This window comes from Lentihominibacter hominis, assembly GCF_014385065.1.
GTDB classification, from domain to species: domain Bacteria; phylum Bacillota; class Clostridia; order Peptostreptococcales; family Anaerovoracaceae; genus Lentihominibacter; species Lentihominibacter hominis.
Map to the genome: position 1 here is coordinate 921,687 of NZ_JACRTA010000001.1, position 25,596 is coordinate 947,282.

At 40.4% G+C, this 25,596-nt stretch carries 17 protein-coding genes; 16 read left to right on the forward strand and 1 reads right to left on the reverse strand.

What is annotated here, in order from left to right; genetic code table 11:
- The first annotated feature begins 157 nt into the window (after positions 1-157).
- From H8692_RS04350 to tyrS, 16 genes are all read left to right on the forward strand, one after another.
- The gene (locus tag H8692_RS04350) at positions 158-7,270 is read left to right on the forward strand and encodes a Spy0128 family protein (protein WP_187525057.1); all 7,113 of its coding nucleotides are present in this window, start codon (positions 158-160) and stop codon (positions 7,268-7,270) included.
- Between the two features lie 90 nt (positions 7,271-7,360).
- Positions 7,361-7,615, forward strand: coding sequence for an HTH domain-containing protein (locus tag H8692_RS04355; protein WP_187525058.1), 255 nt, complete (start codon positions 7,361-7,363; stop codon positions 7,613-7,615).
- Positions 7,616-7,717: 102 nt separating this feature from the next.
- Positions 7,718-8,668 (forward strand): helix-turn-helix domain-containing protein, encoded by a 951-nt coding sequence (locus H8692_RS04360; RefSeq protein ID WP_177267538.1) that lies wholly within the window; start codon positions 7,718-7,720, stop codon positions 8,666-8,668.
- A gap of 238 nt (positions 8,669-8,906) precedes the next feature.
- Entirely contained in the window at positions 8,907-10,664 is a 1,758-nt protein-coding gene (locus tag H8692_RS04365; protein WP_187525059.1) for an ABC transporter ATP-binding protein, read from the forward strand.
- Positions 10,612-12,405: an ABC transporter ATP-binding protein gene (locus H8692_RS04370; protein ID WP_465250886.1), complete on the forward strand. Its 1,794-nt coding sequence runs from the start codon at positions 10,612-10,614 to the stop codon at positions 12,403-12,405. The genes H8692_RS04365 and H8692_RS04370 overlap by 53 nt, the downstream gene beginning before the upstream one ends.
- Before the next feature lie 164 nt (positions 12,406-12,569).
- Positions 12,570-13,646, forward strand: coding sequence for a bifunctional glycosyltransferase family 2/GtrA family protein (locus tag H8692_RS04375; RefSeq protein ID WP_187525060.1), 1,077 nt, complete (start codon positions 12,570-12,572; stop codon positions 13,644-13,646).
- Positions 13,643-14,308, forward strand: coding sequence for a zinc dependent phospholipase C family protein (locus H8692_RS04380; protein WP_187525061.1), 666 nt, complete (start codon positions 13,643-13,645; stop codon positions 14,306-14,308). The genes H8692_RS04375 and H8692_RS04380 overlap by 4 nt, the downstream gene beginning before the upstream one ends.
- Positions 14,220-16,550 carry an HAD-IC family P-type ATPase gene (locus H8692_RS04385; RefSeq protein ID WP_187525062.1) on the forward strand — a complete coding sequence of 777 codons (2,331 nt, stop codon included), beginning with the start codon at positions 14,220-14,222 and terminating at the stop codon, positions 16,548-16,550. Before H8692_RS04380 ends, H8692_RS04385 begins: the two co-directional genes overlap by 89 nt.
- Positions 16,501-17,052: a phosphatase PAP2 family protein gene (locus H8692_RS04390; RefSeq protein ID WP_187525063.1), complete on the forward strand. Its 552-nt coding sequence runs from the start codon at positions 16,501-16,503 to the stop codon at positions 17,050-17,052. Before H8692_RS04385 ends, H8692_RS04390 begins: the two co-directional genes overlap by 50 nt.
- A 29-nt stretch (positions 17,053-17,081) precedes the next feature.
- Positions 17,082-18,506, forward strand: coding sequence for a sensor histidine kinase (locus tag H8692_RS04395; RefSeq protein WP_187525064.1), 1,425 nt, complete (start codon positions 17,082-17,084; stop codon positions 18,504-18,506).
- Positions 18,499-19,203, forward strand: coding sequence for a response regulator transcription factor (locus tag H8692_RS04400; protein ID WP_177267531.1), 705 nt, complete (start codon positions 18,499-18,501; stop codon positions 19,201-19,203). The genes H8692_RS04395 and H8692_RS04400 overlap by 8 nt, the downstream gene beginning before the upstream one ends.
- Before the next feature lie 273 nt (positions 19,204-19,476).
- Positions 19,477-20,538, forward strand: coding sequence for a peptide chain release factor 1 (gene prfA / locus H8692_RS04405; RefSeq protein WP_177267530.1), 1,062 nt, complete (start codon positions 19,477-19,479; stop codon positions 20,536-20,538).
- Positions 20,539-20,549: 11 nt separating this feature from the next.
- Positions 20,550-21,590 carry an L-threonylcarbamoyladenylate synthase gene (locus H8692_RS04410; RefSeq protein ID WP_177267529.1) on the forward strand — a complete coding sequence of 347 codons (1,041 nt, stop codon included), beginning with the start codon at positions 20,550-20,552 and terminating at the stop codon, positions 21,588-21,590.
- A gap of 58 nt (positions 21,591-21,648) precedes the next feature.
- Positions 21,649-22,080 carry a ribose 5-phosphate isomerase B gene (rpiB, locus tag H8692_RS04415; protein WP_177267528.1) on the forward strand — a complete coding sequence of 144 codons (432 nt, stop codon included), beginning with the start codon at positions 21,649-21,651 and terminating at the stop codon, positions 22,078-22,080.
- A gap of 44 nt (positions 22,081-22,124) precedes the next feature.
- The gene (gene upp / locus H8692_RS04420) at positions 22,125-22,754 is read left to right on the forward strand and encodes a uracil phosphoribosyltransferase (RefSeq protein WP_177267527.1); all 630 of its coding nucleotides are present in this window, start codon (positions 22,125-22,127) and stop codon (positions 22,752-22,754) included.
- 115 nt (positions 22,755-22,869) lie between these two features.
- The gene (gene tyrS / locus H8692_RS04425; RefSeq protein ID WP_187525065.1) at positions 22,870-24,207 is read left to right on the forward strand and encodes a tyrosine--tRNA ligase; all 1,338 of its coding nucleotides are present in this window, start codon (positions 22,870-22,872) and stop codon (positions 24,205-24,207) included.
- Positions 24,208-24,373: 166 nt separating this feature from the next.
- On the opposite strand, the gene H8692_RS04430 is transcribed toward tyrS, so the two are convergent.
- Complete coding sequence (locus H8692_RS04430) at positions 24,374-25,567, reverse strand: site-specific integrase (protein ID WP_021361840.1); 1,194 nt, start codon at positions 25,565-25,567, stop codon at positions 24,374-24,376.
- Positions 25,568-25,596: the final 29 nt, after the last annotated feature.

Here is a 25,596-nt window from a genome sequence, read left to right on the forward strand (position 1 = left end):
CTTACATAATTTTAATGACTTTTCAGAATAATTTCTAAAAATATAATTACTTTTGCATTATAACATTCCTGTTACAAAAAGTCTGCTTTTAGTAACAGGGCATCACTTGTTGTTTCATATTTTAACTGTTAAAAAGAAAAACAAGTGGAGGAAAAGTATGCAAATGAATGCGGGGAAAAGATTGCCGCACAGAAAGGGCTTCATCGTTTCGATGTTGGCATTTCTTACAATATTCGTAACTGTTATGGGCTTCATGCCTCAGGAAGCGAATGCGGCATCTCAAAGAGCTGCTATGGACAAGTCGTCTGTCTCAGACAGTTCGTCTATGGATACGTGGCAGGATATTGTAAAGGATACAACACAGTATGTGGGACGTATCTGGACGGACAAAACGGTATCTGATGAGGACATTAATCTGGAAGAAACGGGAGAGGCCGGGTCAAGTAAGATTACCGTCAGGAAAGGAGAAGGTTCTGATTTTCTCATTGGACTATCGGCATTATCTTCCACATCTAATTTGAAGGTGACTGTTGAGAGGCCTCTGGATATAGTACTGGTACTGGATGAATCCGGAAGTATGGCAGATAGTGTAGGTGGATCTCCTGTATATGCTGACGATCTTGATAAGTCCAAAACCTATTATCTGTCAAATGGTACCAGCGTTAAATGGGAGTCTAAACCGCTTAGAGGAGACGGATGGTATGATGATGGGCTTATTTTCTCTTCGAAATATCAGCCAAAGACATCAGCAGATGATTCTAATGATGATCATGTGCAGTTTTATGAAAGCCGGCAGACAAAGAGAGAGCAGCTGCAGGCTGCGGCCAACGCATTTATAGATCAGACTGCTGTGGCTAACGGCCAGATTTCTGATGAAAAGATGAAGCACAGAGTCGGTATCGTGACCTATAGCAGAAGCGCTGATATTGAGAATAGTCTGACAAACTGTGAAGGCGAGGGACAGACTGATCTGAAGAAGACCATCAGTAATTTACAAGCCAGTGGCGGAACATATTCTGATGAGGGTATGGACGAAGCAAAGAACGTAATGAAAAATGCTCGCGCCGATGCTCAGCAGATCGTGATATTTTTTACTGACGGAGAACCGGGCGGAGGAAACGGCGTGGATGCAGGGACAGCCAATGCTACTATCAGTGCCGCAGGGGACCTGAAGACAGAAAATAATGCTTTTATATATTCCGTGGGAATATTTTCCGGAGCAGATGAGGATGATTTAACTATGGACACTAACCGTTTTATGCAGGCTGTGTCCAGCAATTATCCGGATGCTACCGGATATAACATAGGGAACATGGGAAATCCGGTTGAAGAAAGCAAAAGAAATTATTATAAGACCACTAAAGAGAGTGGTTCACTTGAAGATGTCTTCAATTCTATTTTTGCAGAAATTACTGAAGGGACAGGCTTCCCTACACAGGTAAAGGGAGATGATCCGGCAGAGGATGGCTATGTGACTTTTACAGATAAGCTGGGGAATTATATGCAGGTAGATGATTTTAATACTATCATTTACGCTGATCAGGTATTTGAGCAAGTAAGCGATTCTCAGAGCGGAGATACTGTCACTTATGTGTTTAGAGGAGAGAATACACATGGAGTGGGTAATCCTCTTTATCCGGAAGCTGATCTGTCCGATATTAAAATTACGGTGACCAAAGGTGACGGTATAGAAGGCGATACGGTGGAGGTTAAGATTCCTGCTGCGCTTATTCCTCTTCGTCAGTTTAATGTAGAGGAAAATGATGAAGACGGTACGATTTCCACTGAGGTGACTAATGCGTGGCCAATGCGTATTTTTTACGATGTAAGTGTGAAGCAGGAGGCGCTGGACAATCTTGCAGATCCGGACAGTGATTTGCAAGGATATATTGATGCTAATAGCAATGATGAAGGCAAAGTCAGCTTTTATTCCAACGATTATACAAAGGGTGAGGCATCAGGTAATACGACTGTTAACTTTACGCCGGCATCTACCAACAGATTTTACTTCTATACAGAAGATACATATCTGTATACAGATAGAGACTGCAAGACTAAACTTGACAAAGAACCGCTGAGCGGAGAAACATATTGGTATCAGAGAACTTATTATGACAGTACGAAGGATACTTTGCAGACAGAAGCAATTCAGGTGTCGGGAGCAAATCTTACAAAGTATTCGGAGGCAGTGAAATCAGATATCTCAGGAAAATATTATATTGAAAAAGGCACGCCGAGAATTCACGAAGCGACAGATACGGTTCTTGATAAAACAGCTGTAGGCGGAAATAAGACAAATACCGCCACCCAGATCATAAATCCTAAATGGGATAAAGACGATGTGCTGAATGCCGAAGATATTAACGTGTATCTCGGAAATAACGGGCGTCTGGATGTAGAGCTTCCTGGACAGCTTACAGTAAAAAAAGAAGTGACTGCAGATGACGGACTTACTGCCCCGGAGGATGCGGAATTCACCTTCAAGCTGGAGTTTACAGGCGGAGATTCCGATAAAGAATATGCGGCGAAGATCTTTGACAGTAAAGGTCAGCAAACAGCAGGCTCACTTAATAAGATTAAATCAGGAGAAACCTTTAAGCTAAAGGCAGGAGAAAGCCTGAGCGTATATGGTCTTGATAAAGGCATGGGTTATACGGTTGAAGAGGTAAAAGGGGAGATTCCGGAAGGATTTACCCAAGTATCTCCGGTAAATGACAGCGGAGCGGCGTCTTCCGCAGCAGGAACTATAGCTGCCGGTGATAATAATGAGGCAGTATTTGTAAATAATTATTCTGTGGAAGAAAAGACCGTCAGACTGATAGATTTAGGTCTGACAGGAACAAAAACTTTAAACGGACGTCTTTTTAAAGAGGGAGACAGCTTTACGTTTAAACTGCAGCAGCAGGATAAGGATGATTCTTTGATAGGCAAACCTTTGGAATGCGAGATCAAAGGCGAGGATCATCTGGGAAAAAATAAAGCCAATATTTCTTTCGGAACTGACATAGAGCTTACCTTTACAGAAGAAGGAAGTTATAAATATATGGCTTATGAGGAGCTGCCAAGCAGCTTGCAGCCGGGGATTACCTATGACAATACTAACTACCGGCTGACCTTTGATGTCAAAGATGACGGTAGCGGTCATCTTCAGATAAGAAATCTGAAGATTGAAAAGGGTCATGAAGGAAAAGACTGGGAGACAATGTATTTTAAAGAAGATGGTACATATCCCGGGGCAGAGGAGCATTTTCTGAATTTTACCAATACTTATGCTGCCGGCGAACAGTCAATCACAATAGCCGGACAGAAAAACATGAACAATAAGAACCTTCAGGATTACACAGAAAGCGAACAGTTTGCATTTTCCATAGAAGCGGCAGGAGTGCGTGATATAGATACACAGGGTGCTTTTGATACATCTGATTTAGGTAAGCAGCCGATGCCGGCAGAGGGCGCAGGAGGAAAGTATATATACCGCAACCTGACAAACGGCGATATTACGATACCCGGAACTACATTTAAAACAGAAAATATAGATAAAGAATATAAATATGTGATTCGTGAGCTGCAGCCGACAAAGGATGGAACTTATGAAGGCGAAGGTTTGACGAATGCTGATAAGAACAGTAATGGAGAATGGGTATACAACGGTGTTACATTTGATAAATCAGAAAAAATAGTTATAGTGAAGGTAAAAGCCGAAACAGATCCTGAAGATTCTGCTAAGCTGTTAATTAAGACAGAGCTGGTGGATGAAAATGGAGATTTATACCAGTATTTCCGATTTAATAATACATATAATGCTTCCACCGCGCTTAGTCTTGAAGGCGAAAAGAATATTACAGGACGTGATTTCAAAACCGGAGACAGCTTCACTTTCGAAGTGGAAGGCGTAAACGGAGCGCCGCTTCCTTCGGGAGTAACGAAAACATCGGGCAACAAGGGAACGATTTCCATTGATCCGTCAGCCGGAAAGAGCGAAGATATTATTTTCGGCGATATAACCTTCACCCAGAAAGACGTTGCGGATGGAACCCGTAAAGAGGAAATAAAAGACGGCAAAAAAATCTATACCTTTACAAAAACTTTCACGTACAAAGTGAAAGAGTTGGGAACGGATGCTAACGGTATGACTTATGATAAGAGTGAGAAGACTGTGAAAATCACCGTTACTGATGATTCCCACGGAAATATGGAGGCTAAGCTTTCGGACGATTCTCAGGAGCTTCAGTGGACCAATGAATACAGATCTTCCATGGATTACGGAAATGAGGCAGGAGGTCTGGAGGTGACAAAGACGCTGACCGGACGAAGTATGAAGGCAGGAGAATTTGGATTTGCCATAACAGCGTCGGATTCCCAGGATGGCAATGTGAGCAAAGAAGATGCAGACAAACTGCTGTCAAACTCGGATAAAATATTCAATAATACCAGTGATCGCAATTCCGGAGTTTCGGAAACTATGAAAAAGCTCAGCGGCATTAAATTTACCCATGAAAATGCAGGAAAGACATATAAGTTTACCGTTAAGGAGAGCATAGGAGATAGCGGCGGAGTTAAATATGATAAGTCTGAGTTTGAAGTGGCAATAGCAGTAAAAGACGATGGCGACGGATCTATGCATACTATAACCACCGTTACTAAAGTCAAGGATGCAGACGGAAACGAGATCCAGAATCCTAAAGGAACAGAATATGATAGCTCCAAAGATCAAACACCTCGTGTGGATTTCAATAACAGTTACAGTGTAGACCCTGTATCTTTAAATCTTGATACAAGATTTACGAAGTCTTTATTAGGACGAGACTGGACCGATACAGACAGTTTCAATTTTAAACTGGAGGGAGCGACCGGAAACGAGCCGATGCCGCAGAAGAGCAGCGTAACGGTGGATTATCAGATGGCGAAAGATCAGGATAAAACAGAAGCTGAGGATAGGGTAAGTTTTGGTTTCGGAGAAATAGAGTTTACGACTGCCGGGACCTATACTTATAAGGTGACTGAGGATCAGACGGGTTCGGGAACAAACGGACTGACATATGATTCAAAAGAAGCCACTATTACAGTTAACGTATCGGATAAAGATGGAATCGGAAAACTGACTGCTACTCCGCAGGTTACACACAGTAATTTTGAGAATATTTATAGTGCAAACATGGATTATGCAGCTGTCGGCGGTATTCAGGTAACCAAGACTTTGAATAATCAGCCTCTTGAAGCAGATAAATTTGAATTTACAATTACTGCGGAAGACAATGCGACTATGAAGAAGCTTGGGATGAAAGAGATGACCGGTTCATTTGCAAACGAAGCAGGCGCAGATGCAGGTGTCCCTGCAGTGGTTGCGCAGTTCAGCAATCTTACTTTTGATGAATCGGATATAGATGAAACATACAGCTTCTCAGTTAAGGAAAATACCCCAGAGGGCAGTGGTTATGAGGATTACGACAAGGCTGAATATAATGTAAGTATCACTGTTTCTGACAATAAGGATGGTACGCTGAAAACAGTCACTATTGTAGAAAAAGACGCAGCGGTAGTAAAGACGGTTGAGTGGGACAGCAATACTCAGGTTGGTCAGGAACCTATTAAACTGGCATTTACCAATAAATATAATGCGAAAACACCGGACGATAACGCTGTGAGTCTATCCGGAACGAAGACGCTGAACGGCAGAAAGATGGCTGATAAAGAGTTCAGCTTCCGGGTTCGCTATCAGGGAACTTCCGGGGATGATGGTATCGTAGCCAAAGGCACTAATAATGCTGAAGGAAAAATAACATTTGACAAATCCTTGAGTTATTCCAGCGAACAGCTTACAAAGCTAACCCAAGAGGGAAGAGCAACATTTAACCCGACTGATGATACGTATACTGTAAGCTATACAGCAGAAGAGCTCACAGAGGGACTTTCAGATAAGAAGATTACAGTAAATAAAGGAAGCGTTGATTTTACAGTAAAAGTCAAAGATAATAAAGACGGTACTCTGACGGCGACTGCTTATGGAGCGGATAAGCTTGATTTCGAAAACACTTACGGAGCCAATGCAGACAAGATATCTGTAAATATCAACGGAAGCAAAATATTGGATGCTGATGCAGCGCTTACAAAACCGGATATCAAAGAGGCCTTTACATTTACCCTCAAAGGAGAGGATGGAGCGCCGATGCCTGAAGATACAACAGTCAAAAATGATAAAAACGGCAACGTGGACTTTGGTACTGTGAACTTTGAGGCAGATGATCTGGAGGAAGTTGAACCGGATTCAGACGGTGCAAGAAGTAAAACCTTCACTTATACAGTGAGTGAATCGGGCAAGGTTGATGGTGTTACTAATGACAGTCAAAGCAAAACTTTAAAAATAACGTTGAAGGATGATGGAAAGGGAGGTCTGACTGCAGAAAGAGAACCGAAAGACGGCGCAGCCTTTACTTTTACCAATATCTATAGTGTGACTCCAACTGATTCCAGTCTTACAGGTGATGGGGGAATCAAAATTACCAAAAATATTGATGGAAGAGACCTTAATAAAGGAGAATTTATCTTTGAATTGGTAGATGCAAATAATAAAGTTGTTGCAAAGGCGGTAAACGATGAGAATGGCAATGTGTCATTCCCTAAAATCACTTATGACAGGCCGGGAGACATTTCATACACTGTCAGAGAGCAGAATAATAATCTCGGAGGCGTGTCTTATGATGATAAGATAGTTACTGTTATAGCGCATGTAAAGGATGACGCGAAGGGAGGCTTGTCCGTAACCTTTGAAACCGCAGATGGGGAAAATAAAATAGAATTCAATAATACCTATGAGGCCAAGGGAACGTCAGCTGCATTTGGAGCTTCCAAACAGTTTGTCAACGGAACACTTCAGGACGGACAGTTTGAATTTGTTCTGAAAGATAAAGAAGGCAATATTGTTTCAAGCGCTAAAAATGACAGCAATGGACAGATCTTATTCGAGGCGATCGACTATGACAAGGCTGATACGTATGAATACACTATCGCGGAGATAAAAGGTGATGAAGAAAATGTTCAGTACGATGATACGGTATATAATATAAAAGCAGAGGTCACTGATAATAAAAACGGAAGTCTGGAAGTAAAAGTAACGGGTGCAGATGAAGCTGTGTTTGTTAATACTTATGATAAGACAAGCGGTTCAGGGACTAAAACCGGGGACGATATGCCTATAGCAGTAATTGGAGCGGTGATGATAGCGGCTGCGGGAGCAGGAGTTGTCACCATCAGAAGAAAGATAAGACGTTAATTCAGTAAGAAAATGAACATCAGCGGGAATCGATCATTGCGACGATCCCGCTTTGTTCATTGTAAAAAATATTGAGAACGGGAGAATGTTATGGGACGAAGAGAATTCACAGAAGCCGAAATTCAAGAATTAGAAAAGAATCCATATGTAGATGATGTTAATTCCGTACGAATTATATATTCTGAAGGATTCAAGCAACATTTTGTCAGGGAATATATGAAAGGAATCAAACCCACGCAGATATTCAGAGAGGCAGGATTTGATGTGGAACTTATAGGGTATAAAAGAATAGAAAGAGCTACGGCCAGATGGAAGCCATATGGTGATAAAAACACTTTGAAGTAAAACTTCAAGTGCTTTTTATTTTACCATAAAATAACAGCACTTGTTTGAGGTGGTTGACATGTGCATCTGGTTAGTATATTCTTACTAAATAAGGAGGAAATCATGGCAATATCAAATCCCGACAAGTATATAAATGAGATGTTTGAAAAAACAGGCGGAGAACCGATACAGAAATTTATAAACAAAATTCCTGCTGAGTTGGGAGAGTTTTCTGTCAGAGAACAGAAATCGAGACAAGGAATATCTTTTACTGACTGGAGAATGAAATGGACACATGATATACGTGTGAAAAAAAACTCAGGCAGAGGAACAGATACAATACAGATTGTATTTTTTATTAACAATGGCATGGACTGGCAAATGGAGGGAGAGAAACATGTATATATGAAGCAGGGAGAGCTTTGTATGTATAGAGATAAGTCTGCGGTCAGTGAAGGCAACTATGAGGGTGGCAGAGAACTGAGATTTAAGAGTATTCAGATACCTACTTGCAGATTTATGCGCATCATGGAAGACTGTATGGATGAGAGAATAAAATCTGAAGTGAAATGTTTGCTGAGATCCACGTCAAAATTACAGGCCACTGCTTATACGAAACGTTTGCTGACTGAAATCGAGGAAACGAAAAAATATAATGGAGTTCTTGCAGATCTTCACATGGAAGGTAAGGTTTGGGAGCTGGTCGCTGTATGCTTTGAAGAAGTAATGAACGGACAGAGAAATAATATTATATCAAGAACTGACAAAGCAGCAGCGCTTCAAGTGAGGCAGAGAATTATAGAAGATTGCGTAAATGTGCCTGATGGAGAAGGACTGGCTAAGGAAGCAGGAATAAGTCTTTCAAAACTAAGCAGAGATTTTAAAGAAATAACAGGAATGTCAGTCCATTCTTTTGTAATAGAACAGAGGCTGGAACATGCAGCATATCTTTTGGCAGGAAACAGACTGAATGTGACTCAGACAGCTGCTTTGTGCGGTTATTCAAATATGAGTCATTTTTCATCAGCCTTCAAAAAAAAATACGGAGTTCTTCCTAAGGACTACAGGCCTTGATTGCAAAAAGTATAGAGAAGTTTACTTAAAATTATTAAAAACAAACAGAATTTTGGTAGAAACCAGTATAATATGGAATTAAAATATAACGCATAAAGTTAGCTACGCATAACTATATGCGTTTTTTTATGCCTGCCTGTATCTCATGCTCTGAATTGAGGGTATGATTGTGTGAAGAAAGTGAGGCGTAAATTTTCAGATAACCGATATAGTAATTTGGATGGAAGGAGAAATACAGATGTTCAATAAAGTTTTAGAATATGCGGGATCGTACAGAAACAGGACTATATTGTCCGGGATAGTTATACTTTTGGCTGTGTTGCTGCAGGTTCTGCCATTTTTATTTGTATACAGGATCATAAAGCCGTTGATAATGGGGGAGGCAATAAGCTTTGGATATATAACAGTATGTATTGCAGGTGTATGTATATGTCTTGTTTTACATGCTTTACTTTATGTGAAAGGGCTCTCTATGTCTCACGATGCTGCCTATAATATACTTATGCGTCTCAGAATCTATCTTCAGAGACGCTTGGAAAATTTGCCGATGGGCAGGATACAGGAAAAAGGAACTGGCAGTCTTAAGCGTATGTTTGTTGATGATGTCGATAGTATAGAGATGCTGTTAGCGCATGCTCTGCCGGAAGGTTTGGGCAATGTAGCTGTTCCTGTTATGGTATATATAAGCCTTTTTGCAGTAGATTGGAAGCTGGCTTTGCTGTCTATGGCGTCGCTTCCAATTGGTATGGCGGCTATGTGCGTCATGTATGCTATAGGCAGCAAGGACATGAGTAATTATTACAAAGCCGGCAAAGTGATGAATAATACTATCATTGAATACATCAATGGTATGGAAGTTGTAAAAGTTTTCAATAAGGATGGTGATTCATATAAGCGATATGAAAAAGATATAAAGAATTACAGAGATTTTACCTTAGGGTGGTATAAGGCGTGCTGGCCGTGGATGGCTGTATATAATAGTGTACTCCCGTCTACGCTGATACTTACGCTGCCATTAGGCTCGTGGTTCGTACTCAGAGGATATTCAGCGCTTCCCGATCTTATTCTTGTAATGTGTCTTTCACTAAGCATAGGTATTCCTCTGTTGAAAGCGCTGAGTTTTATTCCTTCTCTGCCACAAATAAATTATAAGATATCGGCACTGGAGAATCTGATGAATGAGGAACCGCTAAAGCAAACTGACAGGGATTTTAATGGGGATGGGCTGACTATAAGGTTCACTGATGTGGCTTTTTCATATGAGAAGAAACTTGTGGCAGATCATATAAACATGGTTATAAAAGAAGGGCAGAAAGTTGCTCTTGTGGGAGAGTCAGGATCAGGTAAAAGCACGCTTGCCAAGCTGCTGGTTCATTATTATGATCCTGATCGGGGAGCTATAACTATAGGAGGGCAGGATCTTAGAAATATGAGCTTGGAAGCTCTCACTCAAATTATTTCATATGTAGATCAGGATCAGTATTTGTTTAATACATCTATTTTTGAAAATATAAAGATAGGATGCCCATCGGCATCTCGAGAGCAAGTTATTGAAGCTGCCGAGAAAGCGCAGTGTATGGAATTTATAGATAAGTTTCCTCAAGGGATAGACACTTTATCAGGAAGTGGAGGCAGGAAGCTTTCTGGAGGCCAGCGACAGAGAATAGCTTTGGCAAGAGCCATTCTTAAAAATGCGCCTATAGTTGTTCTTGATGAGGCCATGGCCTTCGCCGATCCGGAAAATGAAGATAAACTTGAAAAAGCTATTTCTGAAGCAGTAAAAGGCAAGACTCTCATAGTTATCGCGCACAGACTGCAATCAGTAAAAAATGCAGATATGATATATATGATGGAGAAAGGTTATATAGCAGGTGCAGGGACACATGATCAGCTTATAAGGGAATGCCCTTCGTATGAGAAACTATGGCAGGCAGCTTTAGAAAGTGCAGACTGGAAGACCACCACAGCAGGAAAGGATGGTAAGAGAAATGCTTAAACTTTTAAAACGTATTCTTAGATTATCGGGGAAATACAGCAAGAAAATAAAAGCAGCATTTTTATTTTCATTTTTTAAGTCAATACTGTCTAAAATGCCTATTTTTCTGGCGTTTCTGATATTAGAGAAGTTTTATACTGAAAGTCTGACAGGGATCTATTGCCTAAAAGTAGGAATAGCTTTAGCTTTAATTGTGATAGCGGAATCAGTTTGCCAGTTTGCTGGTGATAAACTGCAGAGTGCATCAGGATACATGATGTTTGCGGAAAAACGGCTTGAGCTGGGTTCCCATTTGAGAAAGCTACCCATGGGATATTTTACAGCAGGCAATATAGGAAAAATCAGTTCTGTGCTAAGTACTGATATGGTTTTTGTCGAAGAAATAGTAATGAGCTCTCTCGCCAACATGATGAATTATATGTTTACAGCAGCGATAATGGGTGTTTTTATTTTATTCTTTGATATAAGACTGGGGATAGTAGCCGTGGCTGTAAGTGTTTTAGCTGTACTGACAGCTAAAAATATGAATCGTATATCTCTTGATGAAGCAGCTGTCCGCCAACAGCAGAGCGAAAAACTTACAGATGCGGTATTATCATTTATAGAAGGTATAGGAATAATAAAAAGTTATAATCTTTTGGGAGAAAAATCAGAGGAATTGTCAGATAATTTCAGAAGATCAAAGGATACAAGCATAAAATTCGAGGAATCTTTGACCCCTTGGCACAGGCGTTTAAATGTACTTTATGCATTGGGAATGACAATTATTTTTGCTTATTCTATATATCTTTATCAGTTAGGGGAGCTCATATTGCCGTATCTTATGGGGTTACTACTGTTCATATTTGATCTTTTCGGGCCTCTTAAAGCATTATATGGAGAAGCAAGTCGGCTTACAGTAATGAATAGTTGCCTTGACAGAATAGAAGAAGTATTAGATGAAAAAGAACTCCCTGATAAAGGAAAGCATCATATTCCTAAAAAATCGGACAATAACATACCTGAAATTGAATTTCGCAATGTATCGTTTGCGTACGGAAAGGAGGAAGTTCTCCGTCATATAAATTTTAGCATGGCTCCCCAGAAAATGACAGCTCTTGTAGGACCTTCAGGAGGAGGCAAATCTACTATTGCTAATCTCATCACAAGATTTTGGGATGTAAAGGACGGGCAGATTCTTGTTCGGGGACAGGATATCAGGAACATACCAATATCGGAGTTGATGAACGACATAAGTGTGGTATTTCAGAGAGTATATCTGTTTCAGGATACAGTATATAACAATATAAGCATGGGTAAACCTCATGCTTCAAAAGAAGAAGTATATGAAGCGGCGAAAAAAGCCAGATGTTATGATTTTATCATGCAGCTGCCTGACGGATTCGATACGGTGATAGGAGAAGGAGGCGCTTCTCTTTCAGGCGGAGAAAAACAGAGAGTCTCTATTGCCCGTTGTATATTGAAAGATGCTCCCGTGATAATATTGGATGAAGCTACAGCAAGCGTAGATGTGGACAATGAAATATATATACAGGAAGCTATTTCCCAGCTCGTAAAGGGGAAAACACTATTGGTGATAGCTCACAGACTTAATACAATAAAAGAAGCTGATCAGATTTTAGTTATTGCTGACGGTTTAATAACCCAGAGGGGAAACCACGATAGTCTTATGAAAAAAGACGGTATATATAAAGATTACGTAGAGCTTAGAGAGAAGACAAGCGGCTGGGAATTGATGTAGCTTTCCATTAATAGTATTGCTGAATTAAAGAATTCTGATGATATAAGAAAGTATCATCGGAATTCTTTTTTTAAAGTTTAAACTTTGTTTAAAAAATATGCGTTGAATCCTTAAACTTTGGGATTAATTTATATGCATAACAAAGATAAGGAGGACGTATGGACATGAAAAATATAGTAATAATACCGGCGCTGAATCCAGATGATAATCTTGAAAAATTGGCGGAAAAAAATATTGCTTTAGGGCAAGAGGTAATAGTAGTAAACGACGGGAGTCTCAGCAGGTATAATGCTGTGTTTGAGAGACTGAAAGACAAATGTACTGTGCTTGAACACGCTATGAACCTTGGAAAAGGAGAAGCGATCAAAACTGCTCTGAGATATATAAAAGATGAGAACCAGCGGTGTGATTATATAGGTATAATGGATGCGGATGGTCAGCATCTTCCCGAGGATATGGCTGCACTTTTGAAAGCTGCGGCTCGATATGGCAGCTCGCTGATATTGGGGAGCAGAACTATAAATAATGACGTTCCATGGAAATCAAGAATGGGAAATATAATAACAAGAAAAATGTTTCACATGGTGTCAGGACAGTTCATTTCGGATACTCAGACGGGACTGAGAGCTTTTCCGGCCGGAATGCTGGAATTGATGTCAGAGGTGAAAGGCAGCAGATACGAATATGAGATGAATGTTCTTATAATATGCGCCCAGCGCGGGATAAGTATGAAAGAAGTGCCTATAAAAACCATATACCATGATAAGGAAAACAGCTGTTCTCATTTCCACAAAATTAAAGATTCTTTCCGTATATACCGTGACCTTTTTAAATTTTCCGCCTCGTCTTTCAGCAGTTTTATACTGGATTATGGATTGTTTGTAGTATTCTCTGTCATTTTGCCGTCCTCTTCATGGGGCGTAATGACTGCAAATATAGCTGCCAGAGTTATCAGTGCGGGATATAATTATTCTATGAACTGCCGTTTTGTATTTTATGAAAAAAAGACGTTAAAAACTGCGCTTGATTATCTGGCTCTGGCAGCTTTTATCTTGGTGATTAACAGTTTGGCACTTGAAGCCTTTACGGCAGGGCTGGGAATTCCAGTATATACGGCCAAGATAATGACGGAGTGTGTGTTGTTTATAACGAGCTGGATAGTGCAGAAATACATGATTTTCAGAAAAGCGGGCCAAAAGGGCGGCAGTGGTTCCGGTCAGAGAAAAGAGGCGCTGTCATGAAAAATATAGATCACAGAATGCTTGGAAGAACTTTGATGGAAATTCACAGAAAACAGGTTCCGTATTTGTGCAGAAAAGCGTTTGTGCTGGGAAGCATAGAGCCTGACAAGAATCCTTTGACATATCTCCACGGTCAGATAAGGGGTAAATTTCTGTGCGGACATAATTATGAGAATGTGATGCCTTCAATACGAAAATTGTATGAAAAACTTAAACAAGGCGGTTACAGTGAGGTGAAGAGATATTATCTTATGGGGAAACTTACTCATTATATAGCTGATATATTTACCTTTCCACATAATGCGGCTTTTCGGGGAAACATTAAAGCTCACGGCTTATATGAAAGAAAGCTGCATGGCTATATGAAAGAAAACCTTCAGTCTTTTGAGAGAGTTGACGAAGAGATAAATATCAAAGATCCGGACGATCTGGAAGAGCTTCATAAAGAATATATCCAACAGGCGGGGACATGTGAGAAGGATTACAGATATATCATTCAGGCCGTAGGGTTTGTAGAGGCGGTAAAGGATTTGGGCAGCGGAGGGAATTTTAAGAGAAGGGAGATCTTAAATTATGAAAAAATGTTCAGCATCATATGTAGGATCAGGGATAATGAAAAGCGGACTGAGGATAGTATACGAAAACGTATTCACACTGTTTAACTTTTTGAATTTTTCTATAGCGGCGCTGCTGCTTGCCGTAGGCGCCTATTCCAATATCCTGTTCATATTAATAGTGCTGGCCAACATAGTAATAGGAACGGCTCAGGAACTTAAAGCCAAGAGACTTGTAGAAAAACTTACGCTGCTCAACAGGCCTTTGGTAAGAATTTGCCGTGACGGGAAAGAATATGAAGTTTCGGCGGAAGAAATAACTGAGGGTGACGTTATGGTTCTGAGAAGCGGAGATCAAGTCTGTAATGACGCAATTGTTTCAGAGGGAATGCTTGAAGTAAATGAATCGCTGCTTACAGGCGAATGTGATGCTGTTGTAAAAGAAGAGGGAAGCAGTCTTTTGTCGGGAAGCTCTGTAATTTCGGGGAAAGCTTACGCAGAGGTGGTTCATGTGGGCGAGGAAAATTATGTCCGGAGAATCTCTGCTGAGGTGAAGAAGAGTAAGAAACCTGAATCAGAATTATTGGATTCCATGAATAAGGTAACTCGTCTCACCGGTTTTCTTATCTTTCCTCTTGGCATTCTTTTGTTTCTTGAATCTTTCGTTTTCAGAGGAGATGCAGTGAATTTGTCCGTGATCTCGTCGTCTGCGGCTCTTTTGGGGATGCTGCCTAAAGGGCTTGTGCTTCTTATCTCTGTATCTCTTGCGGCTGGGGTGATACGCCTTGCCAAGATGAAGATCCTGATACAGGATATTTACTCTCTTGAATCTCTTTCTCATGTGGATGTCTTATGTTTTGACAAGACGGGAACGCTTACAGATGGAACTTTGAGAGTAGTTTCTGTTATACCATATTCGCAGGTCTCTGAGGGAGAAATGGCAGCGCTGATAAAATCATACTTTTTCGCCGCCGATGACAATAATACGACTTTTCAAGCTTTGAGGAAAGTTTTTGGCGAAGAGCAGATATACAGATCAGTGAAAAAAATACCGTTTTCGTCAAAGAGAAAGTGGGGATCGGTAAGTTTTGCTGATGAGGGCAGTGTGTTTATAGGGGCACCGGAAAAACTGCTGCCGGAAATTCCGGACAATGTAAGAAGCGAGCTTGAAGCTGGACGCAGAGTCGTGAGCATAGGATATTATGGGGATAAGTGGGAAGATGAAAAAATACTTCCTGCCGAGATCAGACCTCTTTATTTTGTATCTATGGAAGACTCCATAAGGAGAGGAGTTGAGAATACCATGGCTTTCTTTCAAAGGGAAGGCATAAATATAAAGGTCATTTCGGGAGATCATGTGAAGACGGCTTCAGTGGCTGCCAAAAAAGCTGGAATCTCGGGATGGAAGAATGCTGTAGACATGTCTCTTTTGGAAAGGGATGAAGATTTAAAACAAATATGCGACAAATATACTGTCTTTGCCAGAGTATCGCCGGATCAGAAGAAAGCCCTAATTAAAGCGTTTAAAAACAAAGGTCATCGAGTTGCCATGACAGGAGACGGAGTTAATGATTTGCTGGCGATGAGGGAGTCAGATTGTTCTATAGCTGTGTGTGATGGAAGTGATGCCAGCAGACAAATTGCTCAGGTAGTAATGCTTGGTTCGGACTTTACAGGATTACCTTATGTGGTAATGGAAGGCCGCAGGGTAGTGAATAATGTTACGAGAACGGCGGGAGTATTTTTTATAAAGACTGTATATTCTCTTATCGTATCGTTGTTCTGCATAGCTGTCAATATTCCGTTTCCTTTTATTCCGCTGCAGATAACTCTTGTAGATGCTTTTATGGAGGCATATCCATCATTTTTGACTGTTTTCGAGTCGGATACACGAAAAATAGAAGGCAGTTTTTTAAGGAAAGTAATAATTGAGGCATTTCCTTTTGGTATGGCTGTAGCCATGATGATAGCCGTTGTAAGCCAAACAGCGCCTTTTTCTCAGGGGCAGATATCCACTGTGACATATATCATGCTCATAAGCATTTCATATATGGCTGTTCTAAAAAGCTGTGTACCTTTCAATAAGCTGAGAGCATTTATATGTGTTACAATAGTCGTGGGAATATCCGGCATTCTTACGACAGCGCCATGGATGTTTAACATAGGAACTGTAAATATTCATATGGCATTGTACATGATGACGGCGCTTATCATTGCAGCAGTTTTAATCTTTGCGATCAGGGTAGTCATTAAAAAGATGAATAAATATATTTTGGGCAATATGAAAAAGGAGGGTGACCATGACAGGAACAGAAATAATAGTTTTAAACATGATACAAGATCATCTTAGAAGTGCAGCGGCAGATGTCGTAATGCCGGCTATTACGAAGTTGGGAAATGCAGGAATTATATGGATAGTTATGGGAGTAACTCTTTTGGCAACAAAGAAATACAGAAGAGCGGGAATACTTGTTTTGATGGCGCTTGTTGTGGATTTGGTGTGTTGTAATTTGATTTTAAAAAATTTGATAGCAAGACCCAGACCCTTTGATGTGAATCCAATGGTGAAGCTTTTGGTAGCAGCTCCTGGAGATTTTTCCTTTCCTTCGGGGCATACTGCCGCTTCATTTGCAGCGGTTACTGCTTTGTTTTTGGAAAAAGCAAAATTTTGGTGGGCTGCGCTCATATTGGCTTTGTTGATTACTTTTTCCAGGCTTTATTTATATCTGCACTACCCTACAGATATATTGGGAGGTATATTGACAGGCGTTATAAGTGGAATTATAGCTATGGTTGTGTTTAGAAGGCTTGAGAAGATATATGGAAAAAATCATATTGATACAGTATTATAAATTATCATTAACAATAAGGAGATGAGCTGATGAAATTGGAAAGAAAGACGTTTCGTTCAAACATTATGATATTGGCGGCAGCGTTTTTGTCTTTTCTCATGTTTTGCGTAATTATTGCGGTGTTTTTTGAAGATCCTATTGAAAAAAATTTGGATATTATATTTCAGGGGAAAATTGACGAATATGTCACAGATGTCACAGATGCTATAAAGAAGACTGAAGACGGATCATGGGAAAATCTTAAAGGGTCCCTTAGTGAATATGGATATGATATGCTGGTTTTGAATGGGGACAGTATAATATATGGAAACAGCAGCAGACAGTGGAAAGATATTAGTGACGATATAGGTGGCAGAGTACAAGTTTCTGAAAGTCCTCAGATATTTTTTTACAGGGGAATTACGGTAGTTGAAATGAAGCATGGGGAAAGCGGGAATGTGATATTGGCGGCTAAGTTCAGTGATAACAGTCAGATATCATATATGAAGCAGTTTGATTTTATGTTGTTGTTTATTGCTCTTTTGACAGGGATATCTCTTATAATTGTATTACTGACAGTTTCATATTTTTTTATGAAGCGAACCAATAAAATGATAATGAGGCCTATGAACGAACTTATGAAGGCAGCTGAGAGAATAAAGAATGGTAATTTGAAAGAAGAGATTTATTACAAAGGAGAAGCGGAATTCGAAGATGTATGTACCATTTTTAACAAAATGCAGGTCAGGATACTTGAAGACCGGGAGCAGAGATTGAGAAATGAAAAGGCTCGCACAGATATGATTACAGGGATATCTCATGATTTAAGGACTCCTTTGACGTCCATACAGGGTTATATAAAGGGTATACAGGATGGAGTGGCTGATACCCATGAAAAAAAAGAAGCATATTTAAGAACAGCATATGAGTCAACTGAGGAGATGAATATACTTCTCCAGAAACTTTTTGACTTTTCCAGAATAGAGAGCGGCCAGATGCCTTTTCATATGGTCAAAGCAGATCTGGCTGAGTATGTGTCGGTATATATAGCTCAGAAAGAAAGTGTGACAGAACGGACCGATGTAGTATTTGAGATATTGTGGGACAGCTGTCAGATTATGCCTGATATATGGATGGATGTAGATCAGGTAAGGCGTATTCTTGATAATCTTTTTGAAAACAGTATTAAATATTCATATTCGCACCCTGTTATTATAAGTGTGCGGATATATAGTGATGATGAAGATATGGTGCTGGAGTGGCAAGATAACGGGCCGGGAGTCCCGGAAGATAAGATTGATAATATATTCGATCGCTTTTATCGCTGTGATGATGCAAGGAATGTGAAGGGCAGTGGAGTAGGGCTTTATGTAGTTAAATATATAATAGAAAGACACGGAGGATGGGCAAAGGCTGAAAATAATGGAGGCCTGAAAATAAGTCTTTGTTTCCATGGAGGGAGGTATAATGGGTAAAATAATGATAGCAGAAGATGATGTGAAAATAGCTCAGTTGGAGCAGGATTATCTCGAAAGCAACGGATATGAGACAAAGATTGTTGGAGATGGAGCCATGGTTATTGCGGAGCTCAAAAAGGGAGGATATGATCTGATTTTACTTGATATAATGCTTCCTAACTGCAGTGGGTATGATATATGCAGATCTGTACGAGAGGATATAGACATACCGATATTGATGGTGACGGCTCGTACAGAAGGGATAGATGTGATAAGGGGGCTGGGATTGGGTGCTGACGATTATATAACAAAGCCTTTTGATCCATCCCAGTTGGTTGCAAGAGTTCGTTCTCATTTGAGAAGATATCAGAGACTTACAGGGGGCGGTTCCGGAAAAAATACAGTAGAGCATACTGACAAAATTGTCGCAGGAAATGTAATAATAGAACCGAAGACATGGCGGGTATGGAAAGATGGGCAGGAAATAAAGCTCCCTAACAGAGAATTTGAGCTTCTTTGTTTTATGGCTCAAAATCCTAATATTGTATTTTCAAAAGAGACTCTTTTTGAAAAAATATGGGGATATGATTATGTTTCTGATGCAGCGACAGTTTCAGTGCATATAAACAGAATTAGAGAGAAAATAGAGAATGATCTGCGGAATCCTAAAATAATAGAAACGATATGGGGAGCCGGATATCGTTTTAATTTGTAAAATAGTAAAAAAGGCGGTTTTATTTTTCATTCCGTCATTTTCACTTTTTTATAATTCATTTAATTTTATTAAAACATTGTGGCTGAGCAGAATCAGCCAAGAAAGATTTGTTATATCGGTAGGAATACTGGGGATGTTTATTATTTTTGCGGATTAGCAGCCTTTCTAATTAACGGTTTTCTTTATATAAAACTTCTGATATAATATAGAGTTAGAAAAAGAGCGGTTTTTTCATGTGAAAATCGCGCATAATCAGAAAAACAGGAGTTAAAAATGTTTGATAAATTAGATTTTATAACGGAAAAATACGATGAGCTCGCTCAAAAAGTCTCAGACCCTGAGATAATAAATAACCAGCCTGTGTGGCAGAAACATGTTAAGGAAATGGGTGAGATGGAGCCTATTGTGAAAAAATACAAAGAATATAAGAAAGCTAAAGCGGATCTGACAGAAGCCAAAGAGATTCTTGAAGACGGAGACGAGGAGATGCGGGAGCTGGCTAAGATGGAAATTTCCGAGCTTGAGGATGTCATAGAACAACAGGAAGAAGAACTCAGAATATTACTGTTGCCAAAAGATCCTAATGATGAAAAGAATGTAATTTTGGAAATAAGAGCAGGAACGGGCGGTGAGGAAGCTGCTTTGTTTGGGGCTGATCTCTTGAGAATGTATACCAGATATGCGGAAAGAAACCGATGGAAGACTGAGCTTATAGAACTTAATGATACAGGTTTGGGCGGAATTAAGGAAGCAGTACTTCTCATAAAAGGAAAAGGCGCTTATTCGAGACTTAAATATGAGAGCGGAGCCCATAGAGTACAGAGGGTACCTGAGACGGAATCAAGCGGAAGGATCCATACGTCGGCTGCCACGGTCGCGGTGCTTCCCGAAGTAGATGATGTAGAAGTAGATCTTAATCCTAATGATGTGAGGGTGGACGTTTACAGAGCTTCGGGAAACGGAGGGCAGTGTGTAAATACAACAGATTCAGCTGTAAGGCTTACTCACGAACCTACGGGTCTTGTAGTTACATGTCAGGATGAAAAATCTCAAATAAAGAATAAGGAAAAGGCTTTTAAAGTATTGAAATCAAGACTTTATGATCTCAAGATGCAGGAACAGAACAAAGAGATTGCCGACCAGAGAAAAAGTATGGTTGGTTCCGGGGACAGAAGTGAAAGGATCAGGACATATAATTTCCCTCAGGGAAGGGTTTCAGATCACAGAATAGGAGTTACGCTTTACAAACTGGATAATTTTCTTGACGGAGATCTTGATGAGATAATAGACGGTCTGATTACAAACGATCAGGCTGAGAAGATGAAAAACTTCTAAGGTGTTGTGATATGCAGACAAAGATATTTACCACAAGTGAATGGGATATAAGACAGGCTGCCGTTATCATAAAAAACGGAGGCCTTGTGGCTTTCCCCACGGAAACAGTATATGGACTGGGAGCTGATGCTTTTGATGAAGAAGCTGTTGCTCGAATATATGCGGCAAAAGGAAGACCCAGTGATAATCCAATGATAGTTCATATAGCCAGAGCAAGTGATATAGGCCAGCTGACTCCTATGCTCAGTGCTGATATCGTAGCTTTGATAGATAATTTTTGGCCGGGACCGCTTACTATGGTACTGAAAAAAAAAGAGTGCGTCCCTGACAGAACTACAGGCGGCCTTGACACAGTAGCTGTCAGAATGCCTGACAGTGAAGCGGCTTTGTCTCTTATAAATATGGCAGGGTGTCCGATAGCAGCACCCAGCGCTAATATATCAGGCAGCCCAAGCCCAACGAGAGCAAAAGATGTTATTGCTGATATGAACGGTAGAATAGATGCGGTTATTTCAGGGGAAGACTGTCGGGTTGGCATAGAATCCACCGTTGTAGACATGACAGGAGATAATCCAATTATACTGAGGCCCGGAATAATAACAGCAGAGAACATAGAAGCAGCAATAGGAAAAAAAGTAAGATATGACGAGGCTTTGCTTAAAGACGTTGACATTGGAACGCTGGACCCGGCAGACGGAGCAGATATAAACGGGGCAAATAATTATAAACCCAAATCTCCGGGAATGAAGTACAAGCATTATGCTCCGAAGGCACAGATGACTGTTATCGAAGGCAGGCGGGAAAAAGTAAAGAGTGAGATAGAACGTTTGAAGATCCTTAATGAACGACTGGGATTAAAAGTAGGCGTGATACTTTTTGAGGAAAAGGCTTTTATCGAAGCTGCTCATGATTTTTTCTCAAAGCTGAGAGATCTGGACAGTGAGGGTGTCGATTTAATATTGGCAGGAGCTATGAGCGACAGAGACGGGGTCGGATTTGCAGTTATGAACAGAATGCTCAAATCGGCCGGATACAATATAGCAAGAGTGTAGTGAAGATAAGAAAAAACAGAAGACCACAAAGCCGCATCAGCGGAGAAAGGGTGCAGACATGAAAATTGCCATCGCCAGCGATCACGGCGGATACAGCTTGAAGGAAGCTATAAAGAAATATTTACAGTTCAGAAATATAGAGATTATAGATCTGGGGACCGATTCTGAGAAATCAGTAGATTATCCTGTTTTCGGCAGGGCGTGTGCAGAAGCTGTCGCCAAAGGCGAGGCAGAGCGCGGAATAGTATGCTGCGGTACCGGTATAGGTATATCCATAGCGGCAAATAAAGTAAAGGGTATAAGATGCGCTCTATGTACGGATGTTCATATGGCTGAAATGGCGAAAAAACATAATAATGCTAATATTCTGGCCTTGGGAGGGCGTACAACAGAAGAAAAAAAAGCTCTTGATATTATAGCTGCGTGGCTTGATACAGAATTTGAAGGGGGAAGACATCAAAGAAGAGTTAATATGCTTGATGAAATGTGAAAATAAATGTTTTTATATGAGAAGAAAGGTAGGTACTATTTATTATGGGCAATGTATATGTATTCGATCATCCGTTGATCCAGCATAAGACTGCGATGCTGAGAAAAGAAGAAACAAGTGTTAAAGATTTCAGAGAATTAGTAAGAGAAATCTCTATGCTCATGGGATATGAAGCAACGAGGAAGCTTCCGCTGGAAGAAGTGGAAATAACTACTCCTATGCAGAAGACTACAGTAAAAATGCTTCAGGGTGAGGATATAGCTATAGTGCCTATTTTGAGAGCAGGGCTTGGAATGGTTGACGGAATGCTGGCTCTTGTGCCTAATGCCAAAGTAGGGCATGTAGGGCTTTACAGAGATCCCGAAACTCATGAGCCTGTTGAATATTACTGCAAACTGCCTAATGATATAGAAAAAAGAGAGATTTTCGTGGTGGATCCTATGCTGGCCACCGGAGGAAGTGCTGCGGCAGCTATTGATTTTATTAAAGCCAGAGGCGGAAGAAAAATCATCTTTATGTGCCTTATTGCAGCTCCTGAAGGTATTGAAGTGTTGCAGAAAGCACATCCTGACGTAGATATATTTATAGCGGCCAAAGATGAATGTCTCAATGATCATGCATATATACTGCCCGGACTTGGTGATGCCGGAGACAGACTTTACGGTACGAAGTAATGATGATTCTCCGTGAGGACCCGGATCTGCTTGTGAATCGTCCCCGTGATGTCAGCTGGGATGAGGCGGAGTCAAAAGGGTAAGATAAGATGAGTAACTTGGAGGAAAAACATAGATGAAATATGATTTTATACCTGACAGCGTAAGTAAACATGATAACGTATATGATGTTCTTAAGGAAAGAGGATTTATAGAACAGTCAACAGACGAAGAAAGAGTTCGTGAACTTCTGCAGAATGAAAAAGTAAAATTTTATATCGGGTTCGATCCTACTGCAGATTGTCTTCATGTGGGGCATTTCATGCAGGTCATAATAATGATGTATATGCAGAAATACGGGCATACACCGGTAGTTCTGATAGGTGGTGGAACGGGATTCGTAGGAGATCCGTCCGGCAGAAGTGACATGCGTCAGATGATGACCCCGGAAACCATAGAGAATAATTGTGTGGCTTTTAAGAAACTGTTTGATAAATTCCTGGACTTTGATGAGGAATGGCAGTATGAAGGGAATAACGGTGTCTTTTCTCCGGGACATGAAAACAAGGTTCCGGAACCGGGCAAAGCGATTTCCGTAAACAATGCAAGATGGCTGCTGCCGCTGAATTATATAGACTTTATAAGAGATATCGGATCATGCTTTAATGTCAATACTATGCTGAGGGCTGAATGCTTTAAACAGAGAATGGACCGTGAGGGCGGATTGACGATGTTTGAGCTTAACTATATGTTGATGCAGAGCTATGATTTCATGGTGATGGCAAGAGATTTTGATGTAAAGATACAGTTTGGAGGAAATGACCAGTGGTCTAATATTATTGGCGGAGTGGATCTTACGAGAAAGAAAACAGGCAAAGAGGTTTATGGTATGACATTTTCTCTTTTAACTAATTCTGAGGGTAAGAAAATGGGGAAGACTCAAAAGGGCGCTCTTTGGCTTGATGCGGAAAAAACTTCACCGTATGAATTTTATCAGTATTGGAGAAACGTAGCAGATGCAGATGTGGAAAAGTGCCTCAGAATGCTTACTTTCCTTCCTATGGATGAGGTAATGAGGCTGTCTTCGCTTAAAGACAAGGAAATAAACAACGCTAAAGAGATTCTTGCTTTCGAAGTTACAAAGTTGGTTCATGGTGAGGCGGAAGCTGTCAAAGCCCAAGAAGCTGCCAGAGCCGCTTTTGGAGGAGGCGCAGACCTTTCCAGTATGCCTTCTGTAAAATTTGAAGCTGCTAAGCTTAAGGGAGATGGCATGGGTGTTGTCAGCTTTATTAAAGAGTTGGGCCTTGTTCCAAGTAACAGAGAAGGTTTCATGACCATAGAGCAGGGAGGCCTTAAGCTGGATAGCGAAAAGGTGACAGATAAAAAGATGATGATAACATCAGATCTTTTTAAAGATGGCAAAATGCTTATTGAAAAAGGCAAAAAGAAAAAAATTGTTGTAGAGTTAAAATAAAATTATATATGTCTTTTTGACTATCTTTTTATATCTCCTTAAATGTCCGCAAAGCCTTATTTTATAGGCTCTACGGGCATTTTGCTTTTGTGGTAAACCTCACATATCTAGGTCTATCTTCTTATATTTTCGCTATCAAGCGTGGTTAAAATCGTGGTAAATACTTCTATGCGATTAGACGCTGAACCTCTGATTTTGCGGTATCTATGGACGCATGAGCGTACCAGTTCATTGTGATACTAATGTTTGAATGTCCCATGATATACTGTAAATCTTTTGGGTTCATGTTCTTGCTTGCCAGTCTTGTGCAGAATGTATGGCGTAGCGTATGCGGTGTGATATGTGGCAAGGGATTGTCCTTGTGGTGCTTGTTATATTTCTTTACCATACGGACAAATAAGGCGTTGTAATCAATCGCAACTTTGGGCTTGCCTTTATGATTGACAAATAAGAAATTGCTCTGTCCGTCTATCACAAATGGTTCTGCCTTTGGGCGTTTCTTCATAACCCGTTGAAATGCCTGTATTGTTTCTCTACTTAATGGCACTTGTCTTATTCCGCTTTTCGTCTTAGGCGTTTCAATATAATAGCCCTGTTCCTTGCTCTTTAGTAACTGGTGGTCGATAATTACAACTTCATTCTTGAAATCAATATCAGCTACTGTCAGTCCGCACAGTTCCGAGATACGAAGTCCAGTCTTTAACAGTATCAGCACATCATCATAATGCTTGTGATACACATTGTCTGTCTTGATAAATGAGAGTAAGGCTTGTTCCTGTTCCTCTGTCAATGCGACTTTCTCTTTGGTATCATTTTCTAGGACTTCACTTAACTTAAAATCAAAAGGGTTCTTCCTTACACAATCGTCTTGTATGGCGATATAGAATGACGCTTTTAACGAGCGTTTATGGTTGTTAATGGTGTTATAGGAAAAGCCTTTATCTTTCATGCGTAACGCCCATTCCTTAGCGTCAGAGGGTTTTATCGCATCAATGCTCCTAGCACCCAACTTGTCCTCTTTCAATAACCGCATGAGTTGTTCCCGTTGTTTTTGTGTGCTTTTCTTCACATTCGCCCTCTGTAAGTTCTGTTTGGCATAGAGTTGGCAAAGCGTCATTTTCTTGCCTGTGCTGTCGATACCGTCCTCAATATCCCGTCTTATCTGCTGTTCCAGTTCACGAAGTGAGGGTTTTTCCCGTTTTTCCTTTGGTGTCGGGTCTGTGGGTGTCAATCTCCAAGCATACACATATTTTGTGTTTCCAAATGCGTCTACATATTTATATAAGTATTTCCCGTCTGTTCGTTGGCTCTCTCCAGTATGCAGGATACGTCCTTTACTATCCCGTCTTTTTTCTTTCATGGTGTCTGCTCCTTTCCTTGTTGGAAAGA

Coding starts and splice junctions, on each gene's coding strand:
- H8692_RS04350 (WP_187525057.1), top strand. CDS start 158: ATGCAAATGAATGCGGGGAAAAGATTGCCGCACAGAAAGGGCTTCATC.
- H8692_RS04355 (WP_187525058.1), top strand. CDS start 7,361: ATGGGACGAAGAGAATTCACAGAAGCCGAAATTCAAGAATTAGAAAAG.
- H8692_RS04360 (WP_177267538.1), top strand. CDS start 7,718: ATGGCAATATCAAATCCCGACAAGTATATAAATGAGATGTTTGAAAAA.
- H8692_RS04365 (WP_187525059.1), top strand. CDS start 8,907: ATGTTCAATAAAGTTTTAGAATATGCGGGATCGTACAGAAACAGGACT.
- H8692_RS04375 (WP_187525060.1), top strand. CDS start 12,570: ATGAAAAATATAGTAATAATACCGGCGCTGAATCCAGATGATAATCTT.
- H8692_RS04380 (WP_187525061.1), top strand. CDS start 13,643: ATGAAAAATATAGATCACAGAATGCTTGGAAGAACTTTGATGGAAATT.
- H8692_RS04385 (WP_187525062.1), top strand. CDS start 14,220: ATGAAAAAATGTTCAGCATCATATGTAGGATCAGGGATAATGAAAAGC.
- H8692_RS04390 (WP_187525063.1), top strand. CDS start 16,501: ATGACAGGAACAGAAATAATAGTTTTAAACATGATACAAGATCATCTT.
- H8692_RS04395 (WP_187525064.1), top strand. CDS start 17,082: ATGAAATTGGAAAGAAAGACGTTTCGTTCAAACATTATGATATTGGCG.
- H8692_RS04400 (WP_177267531.1), top strand. CDS start 18,499: ATGGGTAAAATAATGATAGCAGAAGATGATGTGAAAATAGCTCAGTTG.
- prfA (WP_177267530.1), top strand. CDS start 19,477: ATGTTTGATAAATTAGATTTTATAACGGAAAAATACGATGAGCTCGCT.
- H8692_RS04410 (WP_177267529.1), top strand. CDS start 20,550: ATGCAGACAAAGATATTTACCACAAGTGAATGGGATATAAGACAGGCT.
- rpiB (WP_177267528.1), top strand. CDS start 21,649: ATGAAAATTGCCATCGCCAGCGATCACGGCGGATACAGCTTGAAGGAA.
- upp (WP_177267527.1), top strand. CDS start 22,125: ATGGGCAATGTATATGTATTCGATCATCCGTTGATCCAGCATAAGACT.
- tyrS (WP_187525065.1), top strand. CDS start 22,870: ATGAAATATGATTTTATACCTGACAGCGTAAGTAAACATGATAACGTA.
- H8692_RS04430 (WP_021361840.1), bottom strand. CDS start 25,567: ATGAAAGAAAAAAGACGGGATAGTAAAGGACGTATCCTGCATACTGGA.